The organism is Candidatus Schneideria nysicola (assembly GCF_019923565.1).
In the GTDB taxonomy this organism is placed as follows: Bacteria; Pseudomonadota; Gammaproteobacteria; order Enterobacterales; family Enterobacteriaceae; genus Schneideria; species Schneideria nysicola.
The window spans coordinates 1-15,097 of record NZ_CP074435.1 but is presented as its reverse complement, the minus strand read 5'-3'; the positions used below and the strand labels follow the sequence as shown (position 1 = coordinate 15,097).

General features: G+C 25.8%; 11 protein-coding genes, 2 tRNA genes and 1 pseudogene. 9 read left to right on the top strand and 5 right to left on the bottom strand.

Annotated elements, in window-relative coordinates; translation table 11 throughout:
• Nucleotides 1-102: 102 nt before the first annotated feature.
• Both KEC37_RS00070 and fbaA read left to right on the top strand, forming a co-directional pair.
• Nucleotides 103-1,272 carry a phosphoglycerate kinase gene (locus KEC37_RS00070; protein WP_223139609.1) on the top strand — a complete coding sequence of 390 codons (1,170 nt, stop codon included), beginning with the start codon at nt 103-105 and terminating at the stop codon, nt 1,270-1,272.
• A gap of 43 nt (nt 1,273-1,315) precedes the next feature.
• Nucleotides 1,316-2,401 (top strand): class II fructose-bisphosphate aldolase, encoded by a 1,086-nt coding sequence (fbaA, locus tag KEC37_RS00065; RefSeq protein WP_223139608.1) that lies wholly within the window; start codon nt 1,316-1,318, stop codon nt 2,399-2,401.
• Between the two features lies 1 nt (nt 2,402).
• On the opposite strand, the gene tyrS is transcribed toward fbaA, so the two are convergent.
• The 5 genes from tyrS to rpsT all read right to left on the bottom strand — a co-directional run bounded on the left by tyrS (nt 2,403) and on the right by rpsT (nt 5,942).
• Entirely contained in the window at nt 2,403-3,695 is a 1,293-nt protein-coding gene (tyrS, locus tag KEC37_RS00060; protein WP_223139607.1) for a tyrosine--tRNA ligase, read from the bottom strand.
• Nucleotides 3,696-3,723: 28 nt separating this feature from the next.
• Nucleotides 3,724-4,380, bottom strand: a complete 657-nt coding sequence (gene pdxH, locus KEC37_RS00055; RefSeq protein WP_223139606.1) for a pyridoxamine 5'-phosphate oxidase — start codon at nt 4,378-4,380, stop codon at nt 3,724-3,726.
• A 15-nt stretch (nt 4,381-4,395) separates the two neighbouring features.
• A complete protein-coding gene (locus tag KEC37_RS00050; RefSeq protein ID WP_223138639.1) occupies nt 4,396-5,472 on the bottom strand; it encodes a 3-deoxy-7-phosphoheptulonate synthase in 1,077 nt (358 codons plus the stop codon).
• 91 nt (nt 5,473-5,563) lie between these two features.
• A tRNA-Thr gene (locus KEC37_RS00045) sits at nt 5,564-5,636 on the bottom strand.
• Between the two features lie 45 nt (nt 5,637-5,681).
• The gene (rpsT, locus tag KEC37_RS00040; RefSeq protein ID WP_223139605.1) at nt 5,682-5,942 is read right to left on the bottom strand and encodes a 30S ribosomal protein S20; all 261 of its coding nucleotides are present in this window, start codon (nt 5,940-5,942) and stop codon (nt 5,682-5,684) included.
• Nucleotides 5,943-6,150: 208 nt separating this feature from the next.
• Between rpsT and ribF the strand changes: the two genes are divergently transcribed.
• From ribF to gndA, 7 genes and pseudogenes are all read left to right on the top strand, one after another.
• A complete protein-coding gene (gene ribF, locus KEC37_RS00035; protein ID WP_223139604.1) occupies nt 6,151-7,098 on the top strand; it encodes a bifunctional riboflavin kinase/FAD synthetase in 948 nt (315 codons plus the stop codon).
• Nucleotides 7,099-7,118: 20 nt separating this feature from the next.
• Nucleotides 7,119-9,926 carry an isoleucine--tRNA ligase gene (gene ileS, locus KEC37_RS00030; RefSeq protein ID WP_223139603.1) on the top strand — a complete coding sequence of 936 codons (2,808 nt, stop codon included), beginning with the start codon at nt 7,119-7,121 and terminating at the stop codon, nt 9,924-9,926.
• Entirely contained in the window at nt 9,901-10,413 is a 513-nt protein-coding gene (gene lspA, locus KEC37_RS00025; RefSeq protein ID WP_223139602.1) for a signal peptidase II, read from the top strand. Before ileS ends, lspA begins: the two co-directional genes overlap by 26 nt.
• Nucleotides 10,414-10,433: 20 nt before the next feature.
• Entirely contained in the window at nt 10,434-11,363 is a 930-nt protein-coding gene (gene ispH / locus KEC37_RS00020; RefSeq protein WP_223139601.1) for a 4-hydroxy-3-methylbut-2-enyl diphosphate reductase, read from the top strand.
• Between the two features lie 86 nt (nt 11,364-11,449).
• Nucleotides 11,450-11,526 (top strand) — tRNA-Val (locus KEC37_RS00015).
• Between the two features lie 129 nt (nt 11,527-11,655).
• Nucleotides 11,656-13,281, top strand: a pseudogene (gene metG / locus KEC37_RS00010) (methionine--tRNA ligase); the annotation flags it as partial.
• Nucleotides 13,282-13,383: 102 nt separating this feature from the next.
• A complete protein-coding gene (gene gndA, locus KEC37_RS00005) occupies nt 13,384-14,799 on the top strand; it encodes an NADP-dependent phosphogluconate dehydrogenase (RefSeq protein WP_223139599.1) in 1,416 nt (471 codons plus the stop codon).
• The last annotated feature ends 298 nt before the right edge of the window (nt 14,800-15,097 follow it).

Sequence of the window (15,097 nt, the reverse complement as noted above, 5' to 3'; positions counted from 1 at the left end):
ATCCATTCTATATAATATTTTTTCTTAAAATTAATTTCAATCTAAGTAAGATGATTTTAATTAAGTAAGTATCAATAAAATAAATGTTAGGATTGATCTTATATGATTAAGATAACAGATTTATGTCTATATAATAAACGCGTTTTAATTCGTACTGATTTAAATGTGCCTCTTAAAAATGGAGAAATAGTATCAGATTTTCGTATTATTACTGCTATGACTACAATTGAATATGTTTTAAAAAAAGGTGGTTATGTTACTGTATGTTCTCATTTAGGACAACCAATAGAAGGTGAATATAATCCAGATTATTCCTTATTACCAATAGTAAACTATTTAAATGATAAATTCCCTTTTTCATTTCGTTTAGTAAAAAATTATCTAAAAGATAAAATAATAATGAAAAAAGGAGAAATTCTGGTTTGGGAAAATGTCCGTTTTAATAAAGGTGAAAAAGATAATGATGTAAATTTATCAAAAAAATATGCATCATTATGTGATATATTTATAATGGATGCTTTTGGTACTGCTCATCGTACACATGCTTCGACTGTTGGATTATGTAATTTTTCCCCTATATCTTGTGCAGGTCCTTTATTGTTAAAGGAAATAAATACATTAAGTCAAGCACTTTATTCTCCTAATAAACCAATAGTAGGAATTATTGGAGGTTCAAAAATCTCTACTAAATTAACTGTAATAAATAACTTAGTAAAAAAATTAGATTATCTTATAATTGGTGGGGGTATTGCTAACACTTTTCTTGTTGCACAAGGTTATAATATTGGACAATCTTTATATGAAAGTAATTTAGTTGATTATGCTAAAAGTTTATTAAAATATAATACTATTCAGATACCTGTGGATGTTTGTGTAGCAACAGAATTATCTGAAAAATCTAAATATATAGTAAAATCAGTTAATAGAATTGAAAATAATGATAAAATAGTTGACTTTGGAGAAATTTCTATAAAATTAATGTTAAATATTATTAAGAAAGCAAAAACTCTTATTTGGAATGGTCCTATTGGAATATTTGAATTTCCTAATTTTAGAAAAGGTACTAAAGAAATAAGTATGGCTATTGCTAATAGTACTGCTTTTTCTATTGCAGGAGGAGGTGATACACTCTATGCAATAGAATTATTTAATATTTTTAATAAAATTTCCTATATTTCAACAGGTGGTGGAGCATTCTTAACTTTTTTATCTGGAAAAAAATTGCCTACTATTCTTGCTTTAGAAAATAAATATTTAGATTTAAAAAAATAAAAGAGTAAGAACTAGTATAGATATTTATTATTGAGGTGATATTATGGCTAATATTTTGCAATCTATTAAACCCGGTATTGTATCTGGAATGGAAATGCGTGAAATATTTGCTTATGCTAAAAAAAAACATTTTGCTATTCCTGCCATTAATTGTATAGGAACTGATTCCATTAATGCAGCGTTAGAAACGGCTTGTAAAGTAAGATCACCTATTATTATACAGTTTTCTCATTCAGGTGCAATGTTTATTGCTGGTAAAGGATTACAAAATAGTATTAAGGATAATATTACTACAGCAATTTTAGGAGCTATATCTGGTGCACTACATGTAAAGACTGTATCCGAATATTATGGCATTCCAGTAATTTTACATACTGATCATTGTAATAAAGAATTATTACCTTGGATTGATGGTTTATTACAGGAGAATGAAAAATACTTTTTCAATACTGGGAAAACTTTATTTTCCTCTCATATGATTGATTTATCTAAAGAATCTCTTCAGGAAAATATTAAAATTAGTACTTCTTATTTAAAAAAATTTGCACCATTAGATATGTTTTTAGAATTTGAAATTGGGTGTACTGGCGGTGAAGAAGATGGTATTGATAATAGTCTTTTAGATAAGACTTTATTATATTCACATCCAGAAGATATAGCTCTCTTTTATGAAAAACTTAGTTCTGTTAGTCTAAATTTTATTATTGCGGCAACATTTGGCAATGTGCATGGTGTTTATAAACCCGGTAATGTAAAGTTAAAACCAAAAATATTAAAATATACTCAAGAATATGTATCAAAAAAATTTAATTTACCGATGAATTCTCTTGATTTTGTATTTCATGGTGGATCGGGCTCTTCTTTAGAAGAAATAAAGGAGTCTATTAATTATGGTGTCGTGAAAATAAATATTGATACGGATATGCAATGGGCAACATGGGAAGGTATTTTAAAATTTTATAAAAAAAATAAAGATTTTCTTCAAAATCAAATTGGGAATATGTTATATCCTGAACAGCCTAATAAAAAATTCTATGATCCTCGTACTTGGATACGTGCAAGTCAAGAGTCTTTTTCGAATCATCTGGAAAAGATTTTTTATAAACTAAATGCAATAAATATTTTATAATTTATTTCCATTGAATTAAAAAGTAGTGTTTTTTTCCTCTTCGTAAAAGAGTATAACATCCAAATAATTTGTCAGATTCTTGAAATTTATATTTTTCAAATGTTTGTTTCTTGAAATTAATGGTAATAGCATGATTAGCAATCATATTTTTAGCTTGAGAACGTGAAGTAGCTAATTTAGAGTCTACTAATATTTGTTGTAAATCAATATTAATTCCATTCTCTATAGACATATTTGGTATACCATCTTTAGCAAGATAAGCAAAATCACTCATTGTTAAATCTGAGATTAAATTTGTTGAAAATAAACTATTAGTAATACGTTTAACAGAAGTAAGAACTATATCACCATGAACCATTTTAGTGATTAAATCAGCTAATTTATATTTAGAAGAAGGTATACTATTACTATTTTTATTTAATTTTTTTTCTGTATTTTGCATATATAATATATGGTTTATATCTAAAGAAGTAAATAATCGTAGAAAATGATATACTTCTTCATCAGTAATATTTAACCAAAACTGATAGAATTTATATGGACTTGTTTTTTTAGGATCTAGCCATATAGTATTATTTTCACTTTTTCCAAATTTTGATCCATCTGATTTAACAATGAGTGGAACAGTTAATCCATATACTACATTACCATATAAACGTTTAGTAAGATTTATACCAGATAAAATATTACCCCACTGATCATCTCCGCCTATTTGTAATAATATCCCATCTTTATGATGTAAATAAGCAAAATCATAACTTTGTAATAAATTATATGAAAACTCAGTAAATGATATACCAATGTTCTTACGTTGTAATCTTTGTCGAATTGCTTCTTTTTGCATCATATGATTTATGGAGAAATGTTTCCCAATATCACGTAAAAAAGTTAATACATTCATAGATTGAAACCAATCAATATTATTTCTAATAATAATATTTTTATTATTAGAAATCTTTAATAGATTAGTAATCTGTTCTTTTATTTTTTTTGACCACTTATTAACAAGATAAAGAGGATTTAATTTTCTTTCATTTTTTTTAAAACTAGGATCTCCTATTATACCTGTAGCTCCTCCTATTACAATAATAGGTTTATGACCCGCTAAATAAAAACGTTTTAAGCAAAGTAACAAAAATAAATGACCTATATGTAAACTATCAGAAGTTGGATCAAATCCACAATAAAAGCTAATTTTAGTATGATTTAATAAATTAGATAATTCTTTTTCATGTGTAATTTGAGAAATTAAACCTCTTTGTCGAAGTTGTTCTATTAAATTTTTATTAATCATAACTATTCTTTTATTAAAAAAATATAAATTATGGAGCTAAACGGGTAATAGACCATAAATTATTTTTGTTAATTTTATAAATAAAACGATCATGTAATCGATATTTACGACCTTGCCAAAATTCGACAGATTGAATATTTACACGAAATCCTCCCCAAAAATTTGGAAATGGAACCGGTTCTTTCGAATAAATTTCTATCATTTTTAAAAATTTTTCTTCTAGATATGTTCTATTAGGAATAGTATTAGATTGATGAGAAACCCAAACACTAATTTGACTCTCTTTAGGTCTACTATAAAAATAATCTTTGTCTTCTTTAAGAGATAAACGTTCAGCTATTCCTTGTATTGTTACCTGACGTTCTAAAACACTCCAAAATATATTAAAAGAAGTATTAGAATTATTTAATAGTTGTAATGCTTTTCTACTTTTTAGATTAGTATAAAATATAATATTATTAGTAGTAAAAGATTTTAATAATACCAAACGTTGATAAGGTATCCCTAAATTATCTACTGTAGCCATACACATAGCTGTTGAATCAGATATTCCTAATTCAATAGCCTGCTTTAACCAATTTTCAAATAAATTCATTGGTTCAGCTGTTAAATTCTCTTTAGATAATTTATCTCGTGTATATTCTCTACGTAGATCAGAAATATTAAAAGATTTTTTTTTCAACATATTAATTTAAATATTTTAATTTAAAATTTCTCGATTAGGTAAATATGTTTTAAGCTCATCATATAATTCACATAATATCTGATTTGTAGTTTCCCAATCAATACAAGGATCAGTAATAGATACACCATATCGCATTTTATTACGAGGTAAATCTGCTGATTGATTACCAGCATAAATGTTACTTTCCAACATTAAACCAATAATAGAACGATTTCCATTTTTAATTTGAGACATAATAGATTTAGCTACATCATATTGGCGACGATAATCTTTATTAGAATTACCATGATTACAATCAATCATTAAAGCAGTTGGTAACCCAGCTTTTAACATTTGTTTTTCACAATACATAATATCTTCTGGATGATAATTAGGTTTTTTCCCTCCTCTTAAAATAATATGTCCATCTGGATTTCCTTGAGTTTGTAGTAAACAAACTTGTCCTGATTGATTAATACCCATAAAACGATGAGCCATAGAAGCAGCATGCATAGCATTTATAGCTGTAGCTAAACTACCATCTGTTCCATTTTTAAAGCCAATAGGCATAGATAAACCAGATGCCATTTCTCTATGAGTTTGTGATTCAGTCGTTCTTGCACCAATAGCAGACCAACTAAATAAATCACCAATATACTGAGGACTATTTGGATCTAATGCTTCTGTTGCTAATGGTAATCCTAAACGAACTAAATCTAATAGTAAACTACGAGCAATTTTTAATCCTGATTCAACATCAAAAGAGCCATCCATATAAGGATCATTAATCAATCCTTTCCATCCAATTGTAGTTCGTGGTTTTTCAAAATATACCCGCATAACAATATAAAATTGATCCCCTATTTTATCAGATAATTCTTTTAATCTTTTTGCATAATCTAATGCAGCATCAACGTCGTGTATAGAACATGGACCACAAATTGTTAATAAACGTTTATCTTTTCCATGTATAATATTAGCAATAGTTTTACGAGAATCAGCTATAATTTTTTGTTCTTCATTATTTAATGAAAATTGTTGCTTTAACTCCTCGGGTGTAATCATTATTTTTTCATTACTAATATGAATATTATTAATTTCATCTTTTTGCATATTATATAATCCTTTTAAATAATAAAATTATTAATTTATATATATGATATTTTTTAAATATATTCTTAATTAAAATGATAGTTAGTGAAAATGCCGATAATAGGAATCGAACCTATGATCTTCGCATTACGAATGCGTTGCTTTTCCAACTAAGCTATATCGGCTTACTTGAATATTTTTGATATAAAAAATTTATTAGAAATATGTTCTTACATTACATTTATTCTTTTCATAAGATTAGATTTATGACGTGCCGCTTTATTTTTATGTAATAAACCTTTTTTCACATTACGATCAATTATAGATTGCATAGAATAAAATGCATCTAGTGCTTTTTTTTTATCATTTGAATTAATAGCAATATATACTTTTTTTATAAAAGTACGTATCATAGATCGTTTGCTAATATTTTGTTTATGACGTTTTTCTGATGTAAGAATTCTTTTTTTAGCAGATTTAATACTAGCCAATTTTTATCACCTAAATTTATAATAAATTATAAGTATCCTATTCTCAATTTTTTCTTTGTCAATAAAATTTCTTTATCGTTCTATAATTAATAATAGAATATTTTCATATTAAAATGAACTAATATTTAAACCAATATAAAAGTTATAATGATTAATATTAGTTAATGTAGTATTATACTATATTCTTATTTAATTTTTAAAGTTTATTATGGAGTTAATTCGAGGAATACATAACTTAAAATCAAAACATTATGGATATGCTATTACTATTGGAAATTTTGATGGATTTCATCTAGGACATCAAGCATTAATTTCGACTTTACAAATTGAAAGTGCATATCGTAATTTACCTAAAATGGTAATGATATTCGAACCTCAACCTCAAGAATTTTTACATAAAAATTTATCAAAATTAGTTCGTTTATCAGGTTTAAGAGAAAAAATAAAGTATTTATCTCTTGCTAAAATAGACGCAATTTTATGTGTTAGATTTAATAAATATTTTTCTTCTCTTACGGCTCAAGATTTTATTATTAATATATTAGTTAATAAACTTAAAATACGTCTTATTTGCATAGGAGATGATTTTCATTTTGGTATAAAACGTAAAGGAGATTTATCTTTATTAAAAGAAATAGGTAAAAATACTGGATTTGAAGTTATAAATATAAAAACTTTTTCTAATAAAGGTAATCGAATTAGTAGTACAGCTATACGTAATATACTTTTAAATGATAAAATAAAAGAAGCTGAAATATTATTGGGACATTCTTATTCTATATCTGGTCGTGTAATACGTGGAAATGGATTAGGTCGAATTCTAGGTTATCCTACAGCTAATATATCTTTAAAAGGAAGAAAAATACCATTACATGGTGTTTATGCCGTAGAAGTATATGGTATTAAAAATAATATGTCATTGATTGGGATTGCTAATATTGGAAATAGACCAACTACTATTACTTCTTTCTATCAATTATTAGAAGTTCATTTAATAGATAAATGTATTAATCTTTATGGATGTTATATTGAAGTAGTAGTACATCATAAAATACGTAATGAAATAAGATTTGATTCAATCGAATATTTAAAAAAACAAATTTCCATTGATATAAAAAGTGTACGTAATTATTTTAACATATTAAGTAATAAATAAGGATGTATAAAACATAAATTATGTATAAAGAAACATTAAATTTACCTCATACAAAATTTCCTATGCGTGGTAATTTAGTTAAACGTGAAATTGATACTTTAACTCGTTGGTATTCAGAAAATTTATATAAGATTATACGTAATACTAAAAAAGGAAAAGAAATTTTTCACTTACACGATGGTCCTCCATATGCTAATGGTAATATTCATATTGGTCATGCAATCAATAAAATTCTTAAAGATATCATTATTAAATCTAAAAGTTTTATGGGATATGACTGTCCTTATATTCCTGGTTGGGATTGTCATGGTTTACCAATTGAATTAATGGTTGAAAAAGAGATAGGAAAAAATAATAATATCTCTATATTTCATAATGCTTGTCGAGAGTATGCTCTACAACAAGTTGCAAAACAAAAAGAAAATTTTATTCGATTAGGAGTATTAGGAGATTGGGAAAACTCTTATTTAACCATGAATTTTAAAATTCAAGCGAATATCATTCGTACTTTAAAGAAAATTATTGCTCATGGTTATGTCTACAGAGGAAAAAAACCAGTATATTGGTGTTTTAATTGTCAATCTTCATTAGCTGAAGCAGAAGTAGAATATTATAATTCTACTTCTCCATCTATTTATATAGCATTTCCTATATTAGATAATTCTTTGATTAAAAAAAGATTTAATATAGAGAATCTATTTGAATCAGTTTATTTTATAGTTTGGACAACAACTCCATGGAGTTTACCAGCTAATCGTGCCGTTTCTATTCATCCGGAACTTAATTATATTCTAGTGAATTTTAATAATAAAAATAATTATATTTTTCTAGAAAATTTATTAGAAAAAATAGTAAAACATTTATCAATTAAGCATTGGACAATATTAGGTTGTATTCAAGGAAGTAATCTTGAATTTTTGCAATGTTGTCATCCTTTTATGGATTTCGTAATACCTGTTATTTTAAATGATTATATTAAACCAGACATTGGAACTGGTGTTGTTCATATAGCTCCTAGTCATGGGAGAGAGGATTATTTAGTTGCATCTAAATATCATTTAGATATGATTAGTCCCTTAGATTCAAAGGGATATTTTATATTAGAGAACTTTCCATTATTAGATAAATTAAATATTTTTAAAGCCAATGAGATTATTATTCATATGCTTCATGAGAAAAAATTCTTACTATCTCATGATATCTTACAACACAGTTATCCACATTGTTGGAGACATCATACTCCTGTTATATTTTATGCGACTCCTCAATGGTTTATTGGAATGCATAGAAATGAATTGTCCAAAAAAATTTTAGATAAAGTTAGAGAAATTACATGGATTCCTGAATGGGGTCAATCTTGTATAAAAGAAATGATTAAAAATCGTCCTGATTGGTGTATTTCTCGACAACGTACTTGGGGTATACCTATTCCTATATTTATACATAAAATAACTAAAGAACTACATCCACATACTTTATATTTTATGGAAAAAATAGCAAAATATGTAGAAAAAAATGGTATTAAAGAATGGTGGAATTTAGATCCATTTGATTTTCTTGGAAAAGAATCTATTTTTTATGAAAAAGTATTAGATACCTTAGATGTATGGTTTGATTCTGGTTCCACTCATGATTCCGTTCTAAATAGATATAAAGAATTAATTAATAAAAAACCTGATTTATATTTGGAAGGATCAGATCAATATCGTGGGTGGTTTATGTCATCCTTAATTATTTCTATTGCTATTAATAATGAAGTACCTTGTAGAAAAATATTATCTCATGGTTTTGCTGTAGATAAACAAGGTCAGAAAATGTCTAAATCCTTAGGAAATGTAGTATATCCACAAAATATAGTTAATCAATTAGGAGCAGATATACTTCGTTTATGGGTCGCTTCTACAGATCATACTAATGAAATGAATATATCCGATAATATTTTAAAAAGTTCTGTAGATGTTTATCGCCGTATTCGTAATACAATACGTTTTTTACTAGCAAATCTTTATGATTTTATTCCACTTAAAGATTGTGTTAATAAGAATAATCTCATAATTATAGATATTTGGGCAATAGATCGGGCACATCTTGTTCAAAAAGAAATATTATCCGCTTATAATAATTATGATTTTCGTTATATTGTTCAGAGAATAATGTATTTTTGTTCAGAAGAATTAGGATCTTTTTATTTAGATATTATAAAAGATCGATTATATACAATAAAAAAAAATAGTATTCCAAGACGTAGTGCACAAACTGCAATCTATCATATTCTCGAGGCATTAGTACGTTGGATAGCTCCTATTTTATCATTTACTGCAGATGAAGTATGGGAATATATGCCAAAAGATAAAAGATCACAATATATTTTTACTGAAGAGTGGTATAATGGTTTATTTGAGTTTGATTATAATCAAGAAATGAATAGAAATTATTGGGATAAATTAATATTCGTTAAAAATGAGGTTAATAAAATATTAGAACAAGCTCGTAAAGATAAATATATTAGAAATTCTTTAGAAGCTAAAATTACATTATATGCTAAATCTAATCTTGCTATAGATTTACGTAAATTAGGTAACGAACTACGATTTTTTTTACTTACGTCAGAAATAGAAGTAATCGATTCTTCAAGTGTAAAAAAAGTAAATGTCGAAAAAAATGAATCATTAAAAATTCTTTTAACTAAAATAGAAGGAGAAAAATGTTCACGTTGTTGGCATTATGTAAGAAATATTAAAAATTTTCATTCAAGTAAAACTTTACCAATGTGTACTCGTTGTATTGATAATGTTTTTGGAAATGGTGAAAAACGTCAGTTTATTTAAAAATGTTAAATTATATTATTATTTTGGAATAATATTAACTTTTATAATATTAGATTTTTTAAGTAAAAATTGGATAATATCTAATTTTTCTCTTGGAGAATCATTATCTATTCTTCCAAATATTAATATTTATTATGTAAAAAATTCTGGTATTGTATTTGGGTTCTTTTCTGGAGAAGAATATTGGCGTAAATATTTATTAATAATAATAAATATATTATGTATTTTCGTATTATTTCTCATAATAAATAAAAATTGGTTATATATATCATATTTATCTATTTTTCCATTTTTAATGATTATTGGAGGGGCAATAGGGAATTTATTAGATAGGATAATATATGGTTATGTAATAGATTTTATTGATATATATATTAGTATATATCATTTTCCAACTTTTAATCTAGCCGATTTAAATATTTGTATTGGACTAGAATATATTATTCTAAATAATTTTTCATTTTTTATAAGAAAAAATATTAGATAAAAATAAATGGAGATAGATGTATGCAAATTTTTCTTGCTAATCCTAGAGGGTTTTGTGCTGGTGTAAAAAGAGCAATTAAAATTGTAGAAGAATTATTAGTATTATATACTTCTCCTATTTATGTATATCATGAAATTATTCACAATAAATATATCATTGATCTTTTCATCAAGAAAGGAGTAATTTTTGTTAATGATATTTGTAAAGTACCAATAGGTTCAGTTTTGGTTTTTTCTGCACATGGAGTATCTAATAAAGTAGAAGAAGAAGCGAAATTACGTCAATTAAGAATATTTGATGCTACTTGTCCATTAGTAAAAAAAGTACATAAAAAGGTATATTATGCTAGTTTAAAAGATAAAGAATTAATTTTAATAGGATATAAAGGACATCCAGAAGTTGAAGGGACTATAGGTCGTTATAATCCTCAGTCATCAGGTAAAATGCATGTCATAATCTCCTCTAAAGAGATTGATAAACTAAAAATAAATAATACTAAAAATTTAAATTTTATAACTCAAACAACATTATCAGTAGATGATACAGTACATATAGTAAATAAACTACGTAGTAGATTTCCATTAATTGCTGGACCCAAAAAAAACGATATTTGCTATGCTACTTTTAATCGTCAAAAAGCCATAAAAAATCTATCTGATTATGTAGAATTGATATTAATAGTAGGTTCAAAGAATTCATCTAATTCTAATAGATTAAAAGAAATAGTTCAGCTTATTGGAAAATCGGTCTATCTTATTGATAGTGTAAAAGAAATAAAAAAAAATTGGCTAAGAGGAATTAATAATATAGGGATTATATCTAGTGCTTCTGCCCCAGAAATTTTAGTGAAAGAAATCGTAGATTATCTAAAATATTTAGGAGCTAATAAAATTAGAGAATTAATTGGAGAGAAAGAAGAGATCACTTTTAAAATCCCTAAATTATTATAAATTTTATAATTTATTCTAAATATTAGAATATACAATTACTAATTGACAATTAAATATTGATGTTTAGAATAAATTATATAACATTTGCGTTCTTAGCTCAGCAGGTTAGAGCGCCATCTCGACAAGGTGGAGGTCGGCGGTTCAAATCCGTCAGAACGCACCATATAATTCATATCTTCATAATTATTCATTCTGTTCTAATATTATTAAAAATTTAAATTTTATCTCTTTTTTAAAGTTTTATATTAAAATACTTAAAATCATTAAAGTCTAAATTCATTAGAATCTTTTTATGTCTTACAATAAAAAAATACTTGTTACTTGTGCCTTACCCTATGCAAATGGTTCCATTCATATTGGCCATATGTTAGAGCATATTTTGGCCGATATTTGGGTACGTTATAAAAAAATGCGTCATCATAAAGTTTATTTTATTTGTGCGGATGATGCACATGGTACCCCTATTATGCTCAAAGCAAAAAAACTAGATATAGATCCAGAACATATGGTAAAAACTATTTACGAAGAACATCAAAGAGATTTAAAAAAATTTCATATAAGTTATGATTATTATTATTCTACGCATAGTCAAGAAAATAGAGAATTATTATATAATATATACTCTTCTTTAAAAGAAAAAAATTTAATTCTATCGCGTACAATCTCTCAATTATATGATCAAAAACAGAATCTTTTTTTACCTGATCGATTTGTTAAAGGTATATGTCCCTGCTGTAAAGCAGGGAATCAGTATGGAGATAATTGTGAACATTGTGGTACGATTTATACTTCTATGGATTTGATTGATCCAATATCTATAATATCTGGAATAACACCAGTTATACGTCAGTCTAAACATCTTTTTTTTAATTTACCTATTTTTAGTAAAATACTATATAATTGGATTCAATCTGGTGTTCTACAAAAAAAGATAGTAAATAAAATACAGGAATGGTTCAATATAGGATTGAAGCCGTGGAATATTTCTAGAGATGCTCCTTATTTTGGATTCGAAATTCCTGATTTACCAAATAAATATTTTTATGTTTGGTTAGATGCTCCTATTGGATATATGAGCACTTGTAAAAAACTATGTGAAAAATATCAAGATATTTCCTTTGAAGCCTTTTGGAACATAGATTCGTCTATAGATTTATATCAGTTTATTGGAAAAGATATTATCTATTTTCATAGTTTATTTTGGCCAGCTATATTAGAAAGTTGTCAATATCGAAAACCTACTAAAATATTTGTACATGGTTATGTGACTATGAATGGATCGAAACTCTCTAAATCAAGAGGAAATTTTATTAAAGCTAGTACATATTTATCACACTTAGATCCTGATTACCTCCGTTATTATTATGCAACTAAGATTTCTTCTCAAATTAATGATATTGATATTAATTTACAACATTTTTTACAACGTATTAATGCCGATCTAATAAATAAAGTTGTTAATTTAGCTTCTCGAAATGCAAGATTTATTAACCAATACTTTAATAATTATTTATCAAAGAAGATAAGTGAACCAGATTTATATAATCATTTTGTCAATGCGGCTCTATATATAGAGCAAGCATTTAATGAATGTGAATTGAGTGATGTAATTCGTGAAATTATGAAATTAGTAGACATTGCTAATCATTATATACAAGAAAAAGCACCTTGGAATATTTTAAAACAAGGAGAAAATTTAAAGCAAATACATGATATATGTTCCATGGGAATAAATTTTTTTCGTATTATTATGACATACTTAAAACCCATTGTACCATCTTTATCAAAAAGATCGGAATCTTTTCTTCAAATTTCTTTAAATTGGGATGAAATATCAAATCCATTAATAAATCATCGAATAGGTACGTTTAATAATTTATTAAATCGTGTGCAAATTAGTCAAATAGAAAAAATTATACTAAATAATTCATATGAACACAAATAAAGCTTAATTACTACTTAATAACTCGTATTATTTATTTAGAATATAATATTAATTTAATGAGGATATATACATAATATGTTGACACAACAAATAGGTGTAATTGGAATGGCCACTATGGGTCGCAATCTTGCTCTCAATCTTGAAAATTGTGGTTATAGTGTTTCTATTTTCAATAGAAATCCAGAAAAAACTAATTTAATAATTGCTAATAATCAAGGGAATAAAATTGTACCATACTATAGTATTAAGGAATTCGTACTATCCCTAAAAAAACCTCGTATTATTATTTTAATGATTAAAGCGGGTACCAGTATCGATAATATGATTAATCTATTACGATCTTATTTAGATAAAGGAGATATATTAATCGATGGAGGGAATTCGTTTTATAAGGATACCATTCGTCGTAATATTGAATTATCAAAAGCAGGAATAAATTTTATTGGGGCTGGTATTTCTGGAGGAGAAGAAGGCGCATTAAAAGGACCTTCTATTATGCCAGGTGGACAAAAACACGCTTATGAAATAGTTTCTCCAATTTTAAAAAAAATTGCCGCATATATTGAAAATGAAGCATGTGTTACTTACATTGGACCAGATGGTTCTGGTCACTATGTAAAAATGGTACATAATGGAATTGAATATGGGGATATGCAATTAATATCGGAAGCGTATTTTTTATTAAAAAATATACTTTCATTGCACAATGAGGAATTATATCAGATATTTAATAAATGGAATGAAGGTGAATTAAAAAGTTATTTAATAGAGATCACTGGAATAATTTTTAAAAAGAAAGATCAAAATGGTAATTATCTAATAGATTATATTCTAGATACAGCAGAAAATAAAGGTACTGGAAAATGGACCAGTCAAAGTGCATTAGATTTAAATGAACCTTTAACATTAATTACATCTTCTGTTTTTGCACGTTATATTTCTTTTTTAAAGAAAGAGCGTGTTTATGCATCCAAATTATTATTTGGACCAGAAAAAATAGAAGTATCTAATAGGGATAATAAAGAGTTACTAATAGAAAAAATTCGTAGAGCTCTTTATTTAGGAAAAATTATATCTTATTCTCAAGGGTTTTCTCAGTTAAAATCTGCATCAATAGCTAATAATTGGAATTTAAATTATAGTGAAATTGCTAAAATTTTTCGTTCTGGTTGTATTATTCGTGCAGATTTGTTAAAAAATATTTATGATGCATATAGAGAGGATAATAATATTACTAACTTATTAGTAACATCTTATTTTAGTAATATTGCTAATTTATATCAACAAGATCTAAGAGATATAGTAATACTTGCTACACAGCATGGTCTTCCTATTCCTGCATTATATTCTGCTATGGCTTATTATGATAGTTATCGTTCAGCACAATTACCTGCTAATCTTATTCAAGCACAACGTGATTATTTTGGAGCTCATACTTATCAACGTATTGATAAGAAAGGAAATTTTCATACTAATTGGTTAGTAGTATAATAAAAAATGTTAGATAAGAATTATCTATTAATTTATGAATGTCATAAATTAAAAAAGAGTCGTGTATTCCTCTCATTTGTAGAGAAAATTTGTCGGTAAAATATCAATTAATATAAATTTTATGATTTTATCCTTCTTACTAAAGTAGACATTCGATTAATTTTATCGTATAGATTTTTATAATATTTCAAATGATATTAATTCTTATAGTATGACAAATAGAATTCTAATTCTAATGAATTTAGGGATGATATTTTTTTATAGCGTAATAAAAAATAAGAAATAAAATGAGTCAAAT